Here is a 16,047-nt window from a genome sequence, read left to right as displayed (position 1 = left end):
ACGCCGATCTCGAACAGGTCCGGCGCCATGCTCTGGTAGTAGCCGGCGGTTTCCACGGTGGTGCCGTAGGCGTCGGTCTGGCGGATGCGCAGGGACTGGAAGGCGTCGGTGTCGGTGTTGTAGACCACCACCTTCATCGGCGGCTTGCCGGCCTTGGCCAGCTTCTCGTTGTGGGCGTCGAGCAGGGTGCGGATGGTCGAGATCACCGACAGGCCGAAAGCCACCAGGGCGAAGGCGAGTTTCCAGAACAGCGAATGGCGGCCGGGCATCGTCACTCTTCGCTCTCGGCGAACACGTAGCCCTTGCCCCACACCGTGTGCAGTTGGTGGCGCAGGTAGCCGATGGCCTGCAGTTTGCGGCGCAGGTGGCTGACGTGCATGTCCAGGCTGCGGTCATGGGCGGTAAAGGCGCGGTGCAGAACGTGCTGATAAAGGAAGGGCTTGCTCAGGGTCTCGCCCTGGCTGCCGAGGAAGGTTTCCAGCAAACGGTACTCGGTGGCGGTCAGCCCGGCCCATTGACCGTCGAGGCCGACGTCGTCCTTGTGCGGGTCCATCTGCAGGCCAGTGGGCGTCGCCGCCAGCGGCTGGCTGCCGCGCTCCAGGGCGACCCGGCGCAGCACCGCATCCACCCGCACGCTGAGTTCGGCAAGGCTGAATGGCTTGGGCAGATAGTCGTCGGCACCCTGGGAAAAGCCGGCGATGCGGTCCTGCTCGGCGCCCAGGGCGGACATCAGGATCACCGGCACCGCGCGCTCGCGGCGCAGGGTGCGGAGGATGTCCAGGCCGCCGGTGCCGGGCAGCATGATGTCCATCAGCACCAGGTCGTAGTCGCCGCCGCGCGCCTGGGCCAGGCCTTCGTCGCCGTCCTGGCACCAGGTGACGTCGAAGCCGCGCTCGCTCAGATGGGAGGACAGATGGGCGCCCAGGGTCGGGTCATCCTCGATGGTCAGCAGGCGCAGGCCGGACGCAGCTATGGCATTCATATCAAATAAGAGTGATTAGCAATTGCGTGAAGTATTCACGATTCCACGCGCCCAGGGCAAGGCAAAGGGCTTCCGGCGCAGGTCCGAACCGCTACACTGCCGGGGATAAATGCATCGGAGGAAGCGCGTGTTCAAGGATCTCGGCATCAAGGGACGGGTTCTGCTGCTCACCCTGCTGCCCACCAGCCTGCTGGCGCTGGTACTGGGCGGCTATTTCACCTGGGTGCAGCTGGCGGACATGCACGCCCAGCTGATCGAGCGCGGCCAGTTGATCGCCGAGCAGCTGGCGCCGCTGTCGGCCCCGGCCATGGCCACCCACAACAACGAGCTTCTCGAACGCATCGCCAACGAGGCGCTGGACCAGCCCGACGTGCGCGCCGTGACCTTCCTCGATCCGGACCGCGAGAAGCTGGTCCACGCCGGCCCCAGCATCCTCACCCCGATGCCCAGCGGCGATGGCTCGCACCTGAGCATGGCGAGCAGCCTCGACACCACCCACTTCCTCCTGCCAGTGCTGGGCAAGCACCGCAGCCTGTCCGGCGACCCCGACGCGGATGCCGAGAAGGTGCTCGGCTGGGTCGAGCTGGAGCTGTCCCACCACGGCACCCTGCTACGCGGCTACCGCAGCCTGTTCACCAGCCTGCTGCTGATCGGCGCGGGGCTTGCCGTCACCGCCCTCCTCGCCCTGCGCATGAGCCGGGCGATCAACGCGCCGCTGGGGCAGATCGCCCAGGGCGTCGCGCAGCTCAAGGAAGGTCGCCTGGAAACCCGTCTGCCGGCCCTGGGCAGCCATGAACTGGATGAGCTGGCCGGCGGCATCAACCGCATGGCCGAGGCGCTGCAGAGCGCCCAGGAAGAAATGCAGCACAACATCGACCAGGCCACCGAGGACGTGCGGCAGAACCTGGAGACCATCGAGATCCAGAACATCGAGCTGGACCTGGCGCGCAAGGAGGCCCTGGAGGCGAGCCGGATCAAGTCCGAGTTCCTCGCCAACATGAGCCACGAGATCCGCACCCCGCTCAACGGCATCATCGGCTTCACCAACCTGCTGCAGAAAAGCGAGATGACCAGCCGCCAGCAGGACTACCTGGGCACCATCCACAAGTCCGCCGAGAGCCTGCTGGGGATCATCAACGAGATCCTCGATTTCTCGAAGATCGAGGCCGGCAAGCTGGTGCTGGAGAACATCCCGTTCAACCTGCGCGAGCTGATCCAGGACACCCTGACCATCCTCGCCCCCGCCGCCCACGAGAAGCACCTGGAGCTGGTCAGCCTGATCTACCGCGACACCCCGCTGCAGCTGGTGGGCGACCCGCAGCGGCTGAAGCAGGTGCTGACCAACCTGGTGAGCAACGCCATCAAGTTCACCCACGACGGCAGCATCGCCGTGCGCGCCATGCTCGAAGACGAGAGCGACGACCGCGCGCAGCTGCGCATCAGCGTGCAGGACACCGGCGTCGGCCTCACCGACGCCGACCTGCGCGCGCTGTTCCAGGCCTTCAGCCAGGCCGACAACTCACTGTCGCGCCAGGCCGGCGGCACCGGCCTGGGGCTGGTGATTTCCAAGCGCCTGATCGAACAGATGGGCGGCGAGATCGGCGTGGAAAGCAGCGCCGGCGACGGCTCGGAATTCTGGATCAGCCTCAATCTGCCCAAGGCCCGCGATGACGGTGACGACCTGCCGGCGGCCCTCACCGGCGGCCTGCGCGTAGCGCTCTATGAGCCCCACGAACTGACCCGCACCGCGCTGCACCACCAGTTGGAAGACTGCGGTCTGGAGGTCACCGAGTTCGCCGACCTCGCCGCCCTGGAAAAAGCCCTGCAGGGCGCGCCGAAGGACCAGCCGCCAATTACCCTGGCGCTGCTCGGCGTGACCGCCACCGAACACCCGCCCGAGGCGCTGCGCCAGGCCATCCGCGAACTGGAGCAGCACGGCTGCAAGAGCCTGGTGCTCTGCCCGACCATCGAGCAGGCGCATTACAACGACGTGCTGCCGGACGCCCAGGTGCAGAGCAAGCCGGCCTGCACCCGCAAGCTGCAGCAGGCGATGAACGAACTGCTGCACCTGCGGCCGATGCGCAAGGACAAGAGCGTCAACGGCAAGCTGGAGCGTATCCCGCACCTGCTCTGCGTCGACGACAACCCGGCCAACCTGCTGCTGGTGAAGACCCTGCTCAGCGACATGGGCGCCGAGGTGCTCGCGGTCGACAGCGGCCTGGCTGCCGTCGAGGCCGTACAACGCGAGCGCTTCGACCTGGTCTTCATGGACGTGCAGATGCCCGGCATGGACGGCCGCCAGGCCACCGAGGCGATCCGCCACTGGGAAAGCGAGCGCGAGGTCAGCCCGGTGCCGATCATCGCCCTCACCGCCCACGCCCTGGCCAACGAGAAGCGCGCCCTGCTGCAGGGCGGCATGGACGACTACCTGACCAAGCCGATCGACGAGCGCCAGCTGGTCCAGGTGATCCTCAAATGGACCGGCCTGGCTCTGGGCGAGCCCCGTGACGAGCGCCCGCGCCACGCCGAGCCGGCGCTGAGTGGCCTGAGCGTGCTCGACCACGAGGAAGGCCTGCGCCTGGCCGCCGGCAAGCCGGAGCTGGCCGCGGACATGCTCGGCATGCTGCTCGCCTCGCTCTCCGCCGACCGCCAGGTGATCGGCCAGGCCCGCGAGCGCGGCGATCGCCACACCCTGCTCGAACGCATCCATCGCCTCCACGGCGCCACCCGCTACTGCGGCGTGCCCATGCTGCGCGCCGCCTGCCAGCGCGCCGAGACCCTGCTCAAACAGAACGAACCGGATGCCCCAGCAGCCCTGGATGCACTGGACAAGGCCATGGCCGAGCTGGCACAAGCGACCGACGGTCTCCGGGAAACCGAGGCCGACCAGACGCACTGAAGACGGACCCCAAGCGATGCGCATCATCCTGTTCAGCAACCAGACCTACGACCGCGACAGCTTCCTCGCCGCCAACCACGGCCACGGCTTCGAACTGCACTTCCAGCAGACGCAGCTGCGCCTGGACACGGTCGCCCTGGCCATGGGCTTCGAAGTGGTCTGCCCATTCGTCAACGATGACCTGTCGCGCCCGGTGCTGGAACACCTGGCCGCCGGCGGCACGAAGCTGATCGCCCTGCGCTCGGCCGGCTACAACCACGTCGACCTGGTCGCCGCCCAGGCGCTGGGGCTGGCGGTGGTGCGCGTGCCGGCCTACTCGCCCCACGCGGTGGCCGAACATGGCGTCGGCCTGGTCCTGGCACTGTGCCGCCACCTGCACCGCGCCTACAACCGCACCCGCGAAGGCGACTTCTCCCTGCACGGCCTCACCGGCTTCGACCTCCACGGGCGCACCGTAGGCGTGATCGGCAGCGGGCAGATCGGCGAAGTCTTCGCCCGCATCATGAGCGGCTTCGGCTGCCACATCCTCGCCTATGACCCCTACCCCAACCGCGCCATCGAAGCCCTCGGCGGGCGCTTCGTCGAGCTGGACGAGCTGCTCGCGCAGTCCGACATCATCAGCCTGCACTGCCCGCTCAACGACGCCACGAAACACCTGATCAACGCCCGCAGCCTGGAACGCATGAAGCGCGGCGCGATGCTGATCAACACCGGTCGCGGCGCCCTGGTCGACACTCCGGCGCTGATCGAGGCGCTGAAAAGCGGCCAGCTCGGCTACCTCGGCCTGGACGTCTATGAAGAAGAAGCCGACATCTTCTTCGCCGACCGCTCCGACCAGCCGCTGCAGGACGACGTGCTGGCACGCCTGCTGACCTTCCCCAACGTGATCATCACCGCGCACCAGGCCTTCCTCACCCGCGAGGCGCTGGCCGGGATCGCCGAGACCACCCTGGCCAACATCGCCGCCTGGCAGGCCGGCAACCCGGTCAACCTGGTGAAAAACTGAGCAGAAGGCACTCGCATCCACAGGCCTCGCGCCCTAGAATGCCGCGCTTTCCCGGAGGACCCATGGCCCAGCACGATTTCCGCTACAACCTGCTCAACCCGCAATTCACCCTCAACGAGTGCCGCGCGCTGACTCCGGGCCGCTACCAGGTCACCGGCATCGGCGGCTCGATCAAGGCCGGCGACACCCTGCTGGTCAGCCTCAAGGGCAGCAAGAGCCTGAGCATGACCCTGGAAGTGGAAAAGGTCCGTCACCTGATCAACCCGCCGGGACAGTGGATGGCCGTGGCCAAGGGACCGGTGTTCCGTGAACTGGGTATCCACGAGTGGAAGGTCAACTGCGACGGCTGCGGGACTACACTGGACTTCGAATTCGCCGTCGATGCCACCCTCGGCAAGGCCGCCCAGCAGCCTGCCGCGGAACTGCGCATCGCCGAACTCGGATGGGCAAAGGCCGGCAACCGCCACCTCTGCCCGGATTGCCAGAGCAAGGAGACTGCATGAAAGCTTTGATCGCCGGCGCCTGCGCTGCGCTGGCCCTGGCCGGTTGCGCGAGCAAACCGGTGCCGGAAACCGAACAGACCTACCGCGTGGAATGGATCGGTGAACGGCCGCTGATCGACTACACCCACATCAGCCTGACCCTGGACGGCAACGGCCGTGCCTACGGCAGCGCCGGCTGCAACCACTGGTTCGCCAGCTACAAGCTCGAAGGTGACCAGCTGACCTTCGGCCAGCCGGGCTCGACCCGCAAGCTGTGCGCCGACCTGATAATGGAGCAGGAACAGGACTTCCTGAAAATGCTCGGCCAGGTGCAGCGCTGGGACATCACCGACGAAGGCGAACTGCGCCTGTGGCCGGTGTCCGGCCGCGCCATGCGCATGTGGCCGGAAGGCTGAGTCCCGGAAATGGCTGAGCCTTAGAACAGGCTCAGCTGTTCGTGCGCCCCGCGCAGGTCGACCAGGCGCACGCCCACCCCGATCAGCCGCACCGCCTTGTTGCCGCGCTGGAAGGCCTGCCCCAGCAGCAGCCGGTAGCTCTCCAGATCACGCGCGGCGCCCGCCTGTTCCAGGGTGGTCTGGGTAAAGTCGTGGAACTTCAGCTTGATGAACGGCTTGCCCGGCCGGTAGCTGGTGTCCAGGCGCGTCATGCGTCGCTCCAGTTCGCCCAGCAGTGACGGCAACTCCTCCTGGCAGGCGGCGAGGTCCGGCAGGTCCTGGTCGAAGGTGTTTTCCACGCTGATCGACTGGCGCCGGCTATCTACCTGTACCGGGCGCTCATCGATGCCCCGCGACAAGCCCCAGAGGCGCTCGCCGAAACTGCCGAACTCCTTCGCCAACTGGATGCGCGACCAGTCGCGCAGGTCCGCGCAGGTGCGAATCCCCAGGCGCGCGAGCTTCTCAGCCGTCACCTTGCCCACGCCGTGCAGCTTCTTCACCGGCAGTTCGGCGACAAAACCATCCACCTCGTCCGGCGTGACCACGAACAGGCCGTTGGGCTTGCGCCAGTCGCTGGCGATCTTGGCGATGAACTTGTTCGGCGCCACCCCGGCAGACACCGTGATGTGCAGGGTTTCCCAGACGCGCTGGCGAATCTCCCGGGCGATGCGCGTAGCGCTGCCGCCGCAGCGCTCGCTGTCACTGACGTCGAGGTAGGCCTCGTCCAGGGACAGCGGTTCGATCTGGTCGGTGTAATCGCGGAAGATCGCGTGGATGTCCCGCGAGGCTTCTCTATAGACATCCATGCGCGGCCGCACGATGGTCAGGTCCGGACACAGCTTCACCGCGGTGCGCATGGCCATGGCCGAATGCAGCCCGTAGGCGCGCGCCTCGTAGTTGCAGGTGGCGACCACTCCCCGCTTGTCCGGCGAACCGCCCACGGCCAGCGGCTTGCCGGCCAGGCTCGGGTCGTCGCGCATCTCGATGGCGGCATAGAAGCAGTCGCAATCGATGTGGACGATTTTCCTTTGCTTCATATGCCTTTGAAATTAAAGATAAAAATTTCAACTACCCGCATTCTTACCCGCCCCGATACCCGCTAATTCGATTGCTGCTATACGGCAAGCGATGAACGGCGGATCTACACCTCTGCATTGAATTGTACTGCTAATGCCTCTAGCCGCCCTATCAACACCGATCATCCGGCCGACGAGCAGGGTCATTGAAGGACATGCCACTAAAACGCTATAGTCCGCGACCAATAAAAATCAGGGATGGTTGTTGTGGTGCAAGCAGAATTAGTTCAAGACGAAGCTGTGCATTTTCCTGCCCGCCTCATCGCCACCGAACCTCAGGATGTCCTTGATTTTTGTAGCAATATATCTCGGGCTTGCGATGCGAGTGACAACATCGTCCTGGATGCTAGCGCTCTGACGTTTATCGACCCGTTTGGGCTGGCAATGCTCCGCGCCACCATGGAGAGTGTCGACGACAAGTACTTCCATGTGCGCTACATGCATCAAGGCCTCATCGATCACCTCGTGCGGATGGAGTTTTTCCAAGGGCTTGAGGTCGAAGGGTTTGATGCAGAGTCAGCTCGGAATTTCCAAGGCGATCCCGAGCATTGCGTCGAGCTGATTCGCGTCCAGCAAGGCAATTCAGAAGCAATCGCGTCACGCTTGATTCAGGCCATGACAGGCCTCAAATGTGACGAGCAAGCTCTCGATGAGGAACAGGACGCCGTCCGTCGGCCCATTGAGTACGCACTCAAAGAGCTTCTGGAAAATTCCCTTTCCCATGCGAAGAAGGAAGGGAATGGCAACGCCTCTGTCTGGGTTGCATGCCAGCACTTTTCGGACGACATCGTGCGCTTAGCGATTGTCGATAATGGGTGTGGCTTCCTTGCGACTCTCAGGGACCATGCCATGCTCAAGGAAAAGACTCATCTAGCAGCAATTGAGGCTGCTTTGATCGAGAGAGTGAGCTGCAACCGCGGGCCTAACATTGGCTATGAAACAGATAGCCAAAATCAAGGAGTGGGCCTGACCACCACTGCTAGGATTGCAGCTGCAGCCAGTGGCCATTTGATAGTGGCCAGCGGAGATGCGTGGGTCCGTACTGATGACGGACTCCAGCAAGTCATGACTGGCAGCAGTTGGAAAGGTGTAGCAATCGCGTTTACCTGTCATCGCGAAAAGCTGCACTTGGTCAAGATTTCGGAACTGCTGCCGAAAACTGAAGCCGTAGCAGATGACGAAATCAGTTTCGACTAAGCAACCTGTGAAGGTTGCTTTACCGCACGGTAAAGGTCATTGACCGGCGGTAAGATATGAACTACACATGCGTTAATCGCAGAGGGAACGTCATGCACGCTCAAATCAGCTTAGCGACCGGGTCTGAGACCATTCGCACTCTTGGTATGAGGGCTACAGCTACCCCGTTTCGAATGGAAATCGAACGACACTTAAAGTTAGGCGAAGCAATCTCCATCGACTTCTCCAACAAGGACGCCACTCAGTCTTTCGTAGATGAGCTGGTCGGCGCATTGATCCTGAAACATGGCCGCACCGTCCTTGCACAACTTACCTTCAAGAATTGCTCTGATGACCTGAAGTCCATTATCCGCTTCGTCATCAACGATCGTGTCACCCAGGTTGAAACAAACCGAGCTATAGCCTGAACAGTCCGCAACCCAAAAGCCCCGCACTTGCGGGGCTTTTTGTTGAAGTCACCGGACCAGCCAGAGCTGGTCTAGCCGGGTAGTGAAGCTCTGGCTCATCAGCTCGCGCCGCATCCCCCAGTCCGGCACCGCAGGCACCCCACCTGGCCGAACTGTCCCCCTGCCCCACTTCGCGTTAATCGCATCCATGACCGCCATGGCCTTGGTTGACCGCTCCGGCTGCACCGGGGCGAACAGGTCGCCGGTGAATTCACCTGGTTGCCGCAGATCGAGCAGCAGTACCTCGGCTTTGCTGAAGGCAAACCCTTCACGGAAAACCAATTCAAGCCCGTCGACGGCAGCCTTGGTGATTAACCTGGTGTCGTCGGTCGGGTATGGCAATTCAACACCGACGCCCTTTGCGAATTTTGGCTCATCCGGATTGAACATCCCAGTACGGATGCTGACCTGCACGCGCTTGCAGTAGGAGCCCTGGGCTCGCAGCTTCTCGCAGGCCCTGGCCGCATAGGTGGCCACCGCCTCGCGGATCGGCGGAAGCTCATACAGCCGCTTGCCGAACATCCTGCTGCAGCAGATCTCCTGCTTGGGTGGTGCGGCTTCCTCCAACTCCAGGCAGGTCACGCCGCGGAGCTCGCGGGCTGTCTTCTCGATCACCACGTTGAACTGCTTGCGCAACGTCCAGGCGTCGGCCTGGGCGAGGTCCCAGGCTGTCTTGATGCCTTGGGCGTTGAGGTGCCCAGTCATCTGGCGGCCGATGCCCCACACGTCGCTGACGTCGCAGGCTTTCAATAGCCGGTCCCGGCGAGCCGGGTCCCGGACATCGAGGACGCCGCCGGTCTGCGCCTGCCACTTCTTCGCGCCGTGGTTGGCCAGCTTCGCCAGAGTTTTGGAAGTGCCGATGCCCACGCCCACGGGAATGCCAGTGCAACGCAGGACCCTCGCGCGCATCTCACGGCCGACGCGCACCAGGTCACCCGGCACCCCGGTCAGGTCGGCGAAGCATTCGTCGATGCTGTACACCTCAACGGCGGGAGCCATCTCCTCGAGGATCGTCATGACCCGGGCGCTCATATCGCCGTAGAGGGCGTAGTTGCTGGAGAACGCCAGGATGCCCAGCCGCTCCAGCTTGTGGCGAATCTTGAAGTACGGCTCCCCCATGGCGATGTGGGGCTTGGCGTCGGCGCTCCGGGCGATCACGCAGCCGTCGTTGTTGGACAGGACCACGATGGGCGTGCGCAGCAGGTCGGGCCGGAACACCCTCTCGCAGCTGGCATAAAACGAATTGCAGTCGATCAGGGCGATGGAGCGGTCAGCCATGGTCGTGGCACCGGATGCTGTATCGCACCACCCCCCACACCAGCAGTTCGTCGCCTTCGAGGATGTACCGCGGTGGGTACTTGGGATTCTCCGCGCGCAGCACCACCTGGTCGCCGTCCTTCGCCAGTCGCTTCACCGTCGGCTCGCCGTTGACCGCCGCGATTATGATGTCGCCGGGCACGGCCTCGCTGGAGCGATCCACCACCAACAGGTCGCCGTCGTGGATCCCTGCGCGGATCATGCTGTCGCCGCCCGAACGCACCAGGTAGGTGTGGGGCGCTCGAATCTGCAGGATCTCATCCAGGGATATCTCCCGCTCCAGGTGATCCTGGGCCGGCGACGGGAAGCCTGCGGGCACACGGAAAGCGAACAACGGTAATGGGCGACTGCCCGCCAGCAGGCGCGCGACAACGTCAGGGAGCATGAGAAAGGTCCGATTTACTGTATATAAATACAGTAATAGACCTGTAGGGTTGCCTACAATGGGTGGACTGATAAACGGAGGAGACGGGGATGTGCGGACGGTACGTGACGCCAGAGGAAGCGGCGCTGGAGCGCTACTGGCATATCGGGCGGGGAAACTCCGGGCGCTGGATCGACCGCGCGTACAACGTCGCGCCGACCAGTCAGGTGCCCATGGTGCTCCTGAACGAGGCGGGAGAACAGGAAGTGGTCGCGGCCCGCTGGGGGCTGATCCCGTTCTGGTGGAAGCAGGAGAAACTGCCGGCGCTGACCTTCAACGCGCGGAGCGAGGAAGCAGCGACGAAGCCAATGTGGCGGGACGCCATCCGGCATAAGCGCTGCTTGATGCCAGCGGCGGGCTGGTATGAATGGAACGAGAAGGAGCCGGTGAAGAACACCGCCGGCCGCGCGGTGAACCAGCCCTACTACCACCACGCCATCGACGGCGACGTGCTGGCCATCGCCGGGATCTGGTCGACCTGGTCACCGCCTGAGGGTGAACCGATCACCTCCTGCGCCCTGCTGACCAAGGAGGCCGAGGGTCTGGTGTCTGCCATCCACCACCGGATGCCGGTCATCCTGGCACCAGAGCAGTGGAAGACCTGGCTCTCGCCTGACAGCTCGCTGGAGTTGGCGTACGACACCATCGCCCTGGCGCGGCAGGACTTCGAGGCCTACCGCATATCCACTGACATCGGCAGCGTCAGAAATCAGGGCGCGCAGTTGATCGAGCCAATCTAGAGGTAGTGAGCAGTCCCCTTTCCGATAGGCTTCCACTCTTCCTGCGGAGAGTGAGGGGACAGCATGGCGAAGAGCTCCACCTCCTGTCCTTCTTTCGGCTCAGCCGGCAACAGGGCCGCATGGCGTCCAGCCTGAAGGCCCTTGAACATTTCGGAGTTGGCCGCGACGTGAAACTCCCAGATGCCGTACTGCCCTGCCTTGGTGACCAGACGCTCCAGACTCAAGCGGGTACCACCATTGGATCGAATTCTGAGCATGCCGACCTCCTTCTGATCGAGGTCGGCATTGTAGCCTCAGAACAGTCCGCCGAACGCGCCTGGCTCCCAGTTCATGATCACCAGCTCGCCGGTCGTCTCGGCCATACCCTGCCGCTGGTTGGTGTTGCTGTAGCGGATGTCCAGCCGCTCCATGTGGAACCCTTCGAAGACGCGCCTGATGTCGGGGTGGTCATTGATGCTCACCATCACCTTGCCCTTGCAGCGCCGCATGAAGTCGGCCATCCGCTCGTACTCAGTAAAGGGGAAGTCGAAGCCGTACCCTTCGGTCTGCCAGTACGGCGGGTCCATGTAGTGGAAGGTGTGGGCGCGGTCGTAGCGCTCGACGCACTCCAGCCATGGAAGGTTCTCCACGTAGGTGCCGGCCAGGCGCTGCCATGCCGCGGACAGGTTCTCCTCAATGCGCAGCAGATTGACCGCCGGGGCGGTAGTCGCGGTACCGAAGTTCTGGCCCGACACCTTGCCGCCGAAGGCGTGGTGCTGCAGGTAGAAGAAGCGTGCAGCACGCTGAATATCGGTGAGGGTTTCGGGGCGGGTGAGCTTCTGCCACTCGAACACCTGGCGGCTGGAAATCGCCCACTTGAACTGGCGGACGAACTCTTCCAGATGGTTCTTCACGACGCGGTAGAGGCAGACGATGTCTCCGTTGAGGTCGTTGAGCACCTCGGTCGGCGCCGGCACTGGCCGGAGAAAGAACAGCGCCGAGCCGCCGGCAAAGGCCTCGACGTAGCACTCATGGGGCGGGAATAACGGGATAAGACGGTCGGCCAGGCGGCGCTTGCCGCCCATCCAAGGGAAGATCGGGTTGGTCATTTTGCAAGCCTTTACTGTATGGATAAACAGGTGTTAGGCTCGCCCCGCTTCGTGCACGGGGCGGGAGCCTGGGCTGGGCTTGCAGGGATGCTCTGCAGGTTCGGCGTCCGGTGAGGTGTTGCAGCACTCCACCGGTCGCTCCTTTCATTTCGCGCGCTGGGCGTCCTGGGTCTGGATGCAGTCCAGCACCTGGTTGGCGCAACTGAGCAGCGCGGCCTCAGTCACGTCGAGCGACTCGCGCCACTGATCATTGGCCAGCACTGCCGGCCGAGCTGGGAGCGGACACGCCACCAGCGGGCAGTACTGACGTGCTGCGGTAGGCGCCTGGGGCGGTAGTTGCAGGGCGTTCGTACAGCCGCCCGAGGTCAGCAGGCACAGGCCCACGCAGGTACTCAGCAACAGCTTGGTCATTTCGGCGTAGCTCCTCGAAGGCCGCACTCTGCGCCCTGGCATTGGTGGACACGGCCTGCTCCAGCAGGCGCATCCGCTTGTGGATTTCGTCGACTGCGCCGATCTGCCGCTGCTGCTCTGCCATCACGCCGGCCTGCAGCGCAACCAACTTCTGCGCATCAATGGCGGCCGTGACCGCGGCGTCGGCCCGCTGCACCTGCAGATCGATGCGCGGGGAGAGCCCCCACCACACCAGGCCGGCGCCAAGGGCGACCAGCATCAGGCCGCCCAGGATCTGCAACCCCACTTTCGAAAGCAGGCTGGACATGGCGCGCTCCTATGGCACGTCGCGGAAGAAGATATGACGCCCGATCTTCACCGTCCGCTTGGAGAGCTGCGCCCAGGCCGGCGGCTTCGGCATGCTCGTCGCGTAGTAGTGGGTGGCGCCGCCGGTAGGATCGGGCTGCTTGCCATCGAGCACCGCCACCGCGGCCTCGCGAGCCTGAAGGAACTGCCCGGGCGGGATGTCCTTCTGCCCGCTCAGGTACGGGTAGTTCGGGTCGTTCTTGTTCCAGCAGCTGAACTGGGACGGCTTGAGGCAAACGCTCTCAATGTCGCGCCCCCACCAGCCCGGCTTGGCTGCCCTGTTCTTGATGGTGTGCCCCACGGCCACCATGCCGGCGAACCCTTCGCCGCGCGCCTCGCCCCACAAAGTACGGGCGAGCACATCCACATCGCGCTCTCTACTCACTGCGACCTCCAGAAACGAAAATGCCCGCGTATCGGCGGGCAGGGTTGGGTTTTGCTTTGGTAATCTTGAGCCCGCCAACTGGAGGGCTCGCGATGAAGGAACAACGCAAATTGCCGGGACTACGCGCCCATGTGGACGAACTGTTGAGTCAGGGTTGGCGGATCACGTCGCGTGATCCGCTCGCACTCAGGCGAGGCCGCGAACGGCTCAACTTTTCCTGCGGCATGCTCGTCGCCGCTTAGCCTTCCCGGCCACTCTTCCAGAGGGAGTGGACCGCAGGACGGTCGAGTGCCATGCCCCTCGCGCCATCTCTTTCTGCACGAACTCTGCGTAGGCAACAGGGCTGAGGACCTCGGGCGACATGTGCCTCCGCGAGTTACAGAACGTGCAGGCGGCAGCAATGTTTGCGTGTGTGTTGCGCCCGCCCTCACCGCGCGGGTGCAAATGCTCGGCGGTTGCTCGATAGGGGATGGTTTGCTTGAGGGTAAGGCCGTGCTTCTGCGCGAACTTCTTGCGGGAAGACAGCCACATAGGGCACCTGCAATAGATGCAGAGCCCATTCTGGCGGGTGAAAGCTTGGTGACGAGGTTTGGAGAGGGATTTCGCCATATGGCGGGCTCCTAGTTATGAGGAGACCCACCAATACGGGCGACGGCCTCCTACAGATTGATAGGAAGTCCGCCATCCGTGCAAAACGAAATAGACGGTACCAGGCGCGAAAACGCACTGGCCTTACCGCTGGAGCGGTGAAAACCGACAGCGACCGCCCCTTATCGAGGCGAGCCACGCCAATCTAATACAGCGCCACCCTGCCGTGCAATGCCTCAAACCTCGAAGTCGAACTGCGGCAGGCTCGGCGCCTGCCCCATCACTTGCCCATCGCTGATGAAAGCATTCTGACCGACCGCCACCGCGGTGCCGCGCACGACCACTCGACTGCCGGTGCGCAGCTCCACGACGCTGGTGCCGGCGGAGGTGTTGACGTTGACCACCTCACCCACCGTCTTGGCGCCGCCGGGCAGCAGGCCGATGAACTTCTTCCAGGGGTTCACGGTTGCCATCAGCTGCTGCTCTCCTCGTAGTGGCGCTCGATCTTGAGGGTCTGCCAGACCTTGGAGGCCCCGGCACCTTCGGCGCGGATGTTCACGCCCAGGCACAAGCCGCGCCAGGTCTCGTCGGCATCGCGGAATTCCACCAACATGCCCGGCTGCACCAGGCCCGGCGCGCTGCCGCCGTTCTCGAAGAGGGGAATACGCCGGGTCTCGATGGCCTGGTTGCCTCCTTTGCTCAACTCGCAGACGCCGCGCGTGCGCGCCGGATCTGTGCCGGTCATCCACTCTTCCATTACATCCGGCGCCGGCTCGTCGCCGGCCGTGCCCGCACGGCGCACCTGGACGGACACGCCGTAGCTGATGCCGCTCACATAGACGAAGTTCCAGGCGGTCTGCGGGCTCCACTCGCTGCCCCACTCCGCCACGATCTCCGCCGGCACGATGCAATCAGCGACTGCCTCGCCCCAGTTCCAGGTCGCCTCACGGTAGCGCGGCAGGATGGTGAAGGAATCTCCGGCCAGCGAGGGGCGAACGATGCCGCCTGCGACCTCGGCCAGCCGGTGGATGACTTCCATTGGAGTCATCTCGGAATAACTGAAGGCGCCGGCCGGCAGGGTCCAGTCCGGCGGCCCCATGGCCACAGTGTCCCAGTTGGCGGTAAAGCCGGTGAACTCCAGCTGGTCGTCCACGACGTTGCGAGCGGTGAGCGCGGCGGTGTTCATGCCGCTGCGCCCCGGCGCGTAAGGGGCTGCGAGCAACTGGGTGCGGCTGCTGCCGCTGATCGTGTAGCGCTCGCTGCCGTGCTTGCCGCTGCCGCTGTAGCGCTCCACCAGGAAGCGCCACACCCAGCCATTGATCGTCAGCTCTACCGTCTTCGGTCCGTTGGCGTCCTGCTTCACCAGGTTCAGCGAGGTGCGCCCGAACAGCTCGGCGCTGAAGGTCCAGGCAAAGCTGTCGATATCCAAGCCAATGTCGACGCTGACGAAAGCCAGCGGTGTGCCGGTGGCCATGTCCACCAGGGTGACCGTGTTGGCGATCATGTAGGTCTCCAGAATGTCGGGTTCCTGGGGCGGGTCGATCACGACCACGGGCCCCGGATAGTCCGGGTAAACGATGCCGGTCGGCACAGGGTCGGTCGGCGTGCCCCAGCCCCACGGCAAGCTCCGCATCTCATCGAGAATGCGCGCGGGCGTGAAGCGCACCACCGCCCCGCCGTCCACCGGCTGGATGGCATGTGCTGCCGGGGTGTAGCGGAAATCGAAGAACACCGACGCGCTGGTGCTGGGGATGTAGCGCTTGCCGGCGAGCGAGAAGTCGACCACGCCACCCACCGGGATGTAGAGGCTGGCGGCGCGCACCGCGTCGGCGTCGTAGCGAGGGCCGAACTCATCGCAGTGGAACCAACCCTGCGACGCAGTCGCGTCATGGTGTGCGGGTTGGGGCCGATAGATCAGCCGCAATCGGACATCCTGGGGCTTGATCGAGCGATCCCAGCTCAGGCTCTGCGCCAGATCCTTTTGCGCCACAGTGTCCCACTGGGAGCCAGCGGCACAATCCTCGGCATCCCCCTCTCCCCACGCCGTTTGCGCTTGCTCATCCACCACCGCGCTGGCGTTCCAGCTGCCGGTATTGTCCTGCTCCAGATCGGCTGCCACTCCCCAAGGCGTTGAGGCGGCCACATCGCGCTTTGCCATGACGTTCCAGCCAGACGCACGAGCGGGATCACCAAGCCGGCGAGCGGG

At 64.2% G+C, this 16,047-nt stretch carries 19 protein-coding genes and 1 pseudogene; 7 read left to right on the top strand and 13 right to left on the bottom strand.

Features of this window, described 5'->3' with window-relative positions; translation table 11 throughout:
- Both QO207_RS11940 and QO207_RS11935 read right to left on the bottom strand, forming a co-directional pair.
- Positions 1 to 212: pseudogene (locus tag QO207_RS11940) on the bottom strand (ABC transporter substrate-binding protein); the annotation flags it as partial.
- A 59-nt stretch (positions 213 to 271) separates the two neighbouring features.
- Positions 272 to 982 carry a response regulator transcription factor gene (locus tag QO207_RS11935; RefSeq protein ID WP_301532617.1) on the bottom strand — a complete coding sequence of 237 codons (711 nt, stop codon included), beginning with the start codon at positions 980 to 982 and terminating at the stop codon, positions 272 to 274.
- Between the two features lie 127 nt (positions 983 to 1,109).
- Here QO207_RS11935 and QO207_RS11930 point away from each other — a divergent pair, with 127 nt between their 5' ends.
- The 4 genes from QO207_RS11930 (at position 1,110) to QO207_RS11915 (ending at position 5,785) form a co-directional block, all read left to right on the top strand.
- Positions 1,110 to 3,881 carry a response regulator gene (locus QO207_RS11930; RefSeq protein ID WP_301532616.1) on the top strand — a complete coding sequence of 924 codons (2,772 nt, stop codon included), beginning with the start codon at positions 1,110 to 1,112 and terminating at the stop codon, positions 3,879 to 3,881.
- A 16-nt stretch (positions 3,882 to 3,897) separates the two neighbouring features.
- On the top strand, positions 3,898 to 4,887 hold the full coding sequence (locus QO207_RS11925) for a 2-hydroxyacid dehydrogenase (protein ID WP_301532615.1): 990 nt from the start codon (positions 3,898 to 3,900) through the stop codon (positions 4,885 to 4,887).
- A 62-nt stretch (positions 4,888 to 4,949) separates the two neighbouring features.
- The gene (locus QO207_RS11920) at positions 4,950 to 5,390 is read left to right on the top strand and encodes a hypothetical protein (protein ID WP_301532614.1); all 441 of its coding nucleotides are present in this window, start codon (positions 4,950 to 4,952) and stop codon (positions 5,388 to 5,390) included.
- On the top strand, positions 5,387 to 5,785 hold the full coding sequence (locus QO207_RS11915) for an META domain-containing protein (RefSeq protein ID WP_301532613.1): 399 nt from the start codon (positions 5,387 to 5,389) through the stop codon (positions 5,783 to 5,785). The genes QO207_RS11920 and QO207_RS11915 overlap by 4 nt, the downstream gene beginning before the upstream one ends.
- 20 nt (positions 5,786 to 5,805) lie before the next feature.
- Here QO207_RS11915 and dinB read toward each other — a convergent pair whose 3' ends face one another.
- Positions 5,806 to 6,861 carry a DNA polymerase IV gene (gene dinB, locus QO207_RS11910; protein WP_301532612.1) on the bottom strand — a complete coding sequence of 352 codons (1,056 nt, stop codon included), beginning with the start codon at positions 6,859 to 6,861 and terminating at the stop codon, positions 5,806 to 5,808.
- A gap of 249 nt (positions 6,862 to 7,110) precedes the next feature.
- On the opposite strand from dinB, the gene QO207_RS11905 reads away from it, so the two are divergent.
- A complete protein-coding gene (locus QO207_RS11905) occupies positions 7,111 to 8,097 on the top strand; it encodes an ATP-binding protein (RefSeq protein ID WP_301532611.1) in 987 nt (328 codons plus the stop codon).
- 92 nt (positions 8,098 to 8,189) lie between these two features.
- On the top strand, positions 8,190 to 8,504 hold the full coding sequence (locus tag QO207_RS11900; RefSeq protein ID WP_301532610.1) for an STAS-like domain-containing protein: 315 nt from the start codon (positions 8,190 to 8,192) through the stop codon (positions 8,502 to 8,504).
- Positions 8,505 to 8,552: 48 nt separating this feature from the next.
- Here QO207_RS11900 and umuC read toward each other — a convergent pair whose 3' ends face one another.
- Positions 8,553 to 9,821 (bottom strand): translesion error-prone DNA polymerase V subunit UmuC, encoded by a 1,269-nt coding sequence (gene umuC / locus QO207_RS11895; protein ID WP_301532609.1) that lies wholly within the window; start codon positions 9,819 to 9,821, stop codon positions 8,553 to 8,555.
- Positions 9,814 to 10,245: a LexA family transcriptional regulator gene (locus QO207_RS11890; RefSeq protein ID WP_301532608.1), complete on the bottom strand. Its 432-nt coding sequence runs from the start codon at positions 10,243 to 10,245 to the stop codon at positions 9,814 to 9,816. Before QO207_RS11890 ends, umuC begins: the two co-directional genes overlap by 8 nt.
- An 89-nt stretch (positions 10,246 to 10,334) precedes the next feature.
- Between QO207_RS11890 and QO207_RS11885 the strand changes: the two genes are divergently transcribed.
- Positions 10,335 to 11,024, top strand: a complete 690-nt coding sequence (locus tag QO207_RS11885; protein ID WP_301532607.1) for an SOS response-associated peptidase — start codon at positions 10,335 to 10,337, stop codon at positions 11,022 to 11,024.
- Here the strand turns inward: QO207_RS11885 and QO207_RS11880 are convergent.
- The 8 genes from QO207_RS11880 to QO207_RS11850 all read right to left on the bottom strand — a co-directional run bounded on the left by QO207_RS11880 (position 11,021) and on the right by QO207_RS11850 (position 15,960).
- Positions 11,021 to 11,281 (bottom strand): hypothetical protein, encoded by a 261-nt coding sequence (locus tag QO207_RS11880; RefSeq protein WP_301532606.1) that lies wholly within the window; start codon positions 11,279 to 11,281, stop codon positions 11,021 to 11,023. The two genes, QO207_RS11885 and QO207_RS11880, sit on opposite strands and share 4 nt — an antisense overlap.
- A 36-nt stretch (positions 11,282 to 11,317) precedes the next feature.
- A complete protein-coding gene (locus QO207_RS11875) occupies positions 11,318 to 12,112 on the bottom strand; it encodes a DNA adenine methylase (RefSeq protein WP_301532605.1) in 795 nt (264 codons plus the stop codon).
- Between the two features lie 144 nt (positions 12,113 to 12,256).
- Positions 12,257 to 12,454 (bottom strand): hypothetical protein, encoded by a 198-nt coding sequence (locus QO207_RS11870; protein WP_301532623.1) that lies wholly within the window; start codon positions 12,452 to 12,454, stop codon positions 12,257 to 12,259.
- Positions 12,360 to 12,830 (bottom strand): hypothetical protein, encoded by a 471-nt coding sequence (locus QO207_RS11865; protein WP_301532624.1) that lies wholly within the window; start codon positions 12,828 to 12,830, stop codon positions 12,360 to 12,362. Before QO207_RS11865 ends, QO207_RS11870 begins: the two co-directional genes overlap by 95 nt.
- A 9-nt stretch (positions 12,831 to 12,839) precedes the next feature.
- Positions 12,840 to 13,253 (bottom strand): cell wall hydrolase, encoded by a 414-nt coding sequence (locus QO207_RS11860; RefSeq protein ID WP_301532604.1) that lies wholly within the window; start codon positions 13,251 to 13,253, stop codon positions 12,840 to 12,842.
- 207 nt (positions 13,254 to 13,460) lie between these two features.
- A complete protein-coding gene (locus QO207_RS31525; RefSeq protein ID WP_367620475.1) occupies positions 13,461 to 13,784 on the bottom strand; it encodes an HNH endonuclease in 324 nt (107 codons plus the stop codon).
- A 293-nt stretch (positions 13,785 to 14,077) separates the two neighbouring features.
- Positions 14,078 to 14,314 (bottom strand): hypothetical protein, encoded by a 237-nt coding sequence (locus QO207_RS11855; RefSeq protein WP_301532603.1) that lies wholly within the window; start codon positions 14,312 to 14,314, stop codon positions 14,078 to 14,080.
- The gene (locus tag QO207_RS11850) at positions 14,314 to 15,960 is read right to left on the bottom strand and encodes a hypothetical protein (RefSeq protein WP_301532602.1); all 1,647 of its coding nucleotides are present in this window, start codon (positions 15,958 to 15,960) and stop codon (positions 14,314 to 14,316) included. The genes QO207_RS11855 and QO207_RS11850 overlap by 1 nt, the downstream gene beginning before the upstream one ends.
- Between the last annotated feature and the right edge of the window lie 87 nt (positions 15,961 to 16,047).

The sequence above is a fragment of the Pseudomonas sp. CAN1 genome (genome assembly GCF_030462585.1).
Classification (GTDB): domain Bacteria; phylum Pseudomonadota; class Gammaproteobacteria; order Pseudomonadales; family Pseudomonadaceae; genus Pseudomonas.
The sequence above is the reverse complement of the archived record's forward strand: the minus strand, read 5'-3'. Positions and strand labels throughout refer to the sequence as shown.

Coding starts and splice junctions, on each gene's coding strand:
- QO207_RS11935 (WP_301532617.1), bottom strand. CDS start 982: ATGAATGCCATAGCTGCGTCCGGCCTGCGCCTGCTGACCATCGAGGAT.
- QO207_RS11925 (WP_301532615.1), top strand. CDS start 3,898: ATGCGCATCATCCTGTTCAGCAACCAGACCTACGACCGCGACAGCTTC.
- QO207_RS11920 (WP_301532614.1), top strand. CDS start 4,950: ATGGCCCAGCACGATTTCCGCTACAACCTGCTCAACCCGCAATTCACC.
- QO207_RS11915 (WP_301532613.1), top strand. CDS start 5,387: ATGAAAGCTTTGATCGCCGGCGCCTGCGCTGCGCTGGCCCTGGCCGGT.
- dinB (WP_301532612.1), bottom strand. CDS start 6,861: ATGAAGCAAAGGAAAATCGTCCACATCGATTGCGACTGCTTCTATGCC.
- QO207_RS11900 (WP_301532610.1), top strand. CDS start 8,190: ATGCACGCTCAAATCAGCTTAGCGACCGGGTCTGAGACCATTCGCACT.
- umuC (WP_301532609.1), bottom strand. CDS start 9,821: ATGGCTGACCGCTCCATCGCCCTGATCGACTGCAATTCGTTTTATGCC.
- QO207_RS11890 (WP_301532608.1), bottom strand. CDS start 10,245: ATGCTCCCTGACGTTGTCGCGCGCCTGCTGGCGGGCAGTCGCCCATTA.
- QO207_RS11885 (WP_301532607.1), top strand. CDS start 10,335: ATGTGCGGACGGTACGTGACGCCAGAGGAAGCGGCGCTGGAGCGCTAC.
- QO207_RS11880 (WP_301532606.1), bottom strand. CDS start 11,281: ATGCTCAGAATTCGATCCAATGGTGGTACCCGCTTGAGTCTGGAGCGT.
- QO207_RS11875 (WP_301532605.1), bottom strand. CDS start 12,112: ATGACCAACCCGATCTTCCCTTGGATGGGCGGCAAGCGCCGCCTGGCC.
- QO207_RS11865 (WP_301532624.1), bottom strand. CDS start 12,830: ATGTCCAGCCTGCTTTCGAAAGTGGGGTTGCAGATCCTGGGCGGCCTG.
- QO207_RS31525 (WP_367620475.1), bottom strand. CDS start 13,784: ATGTGGCTGTCTTCCCGCAAGAAGTTCGCGCAGAAGCACGGCCTTACC.
- QO207_RS11855 (WP_301532603.1), bottom strand. CDS start 14,314: ATGGCAACCGTGAACCCCTGGAAGAAGTTCATCGGCCTGCTGCCCGGC.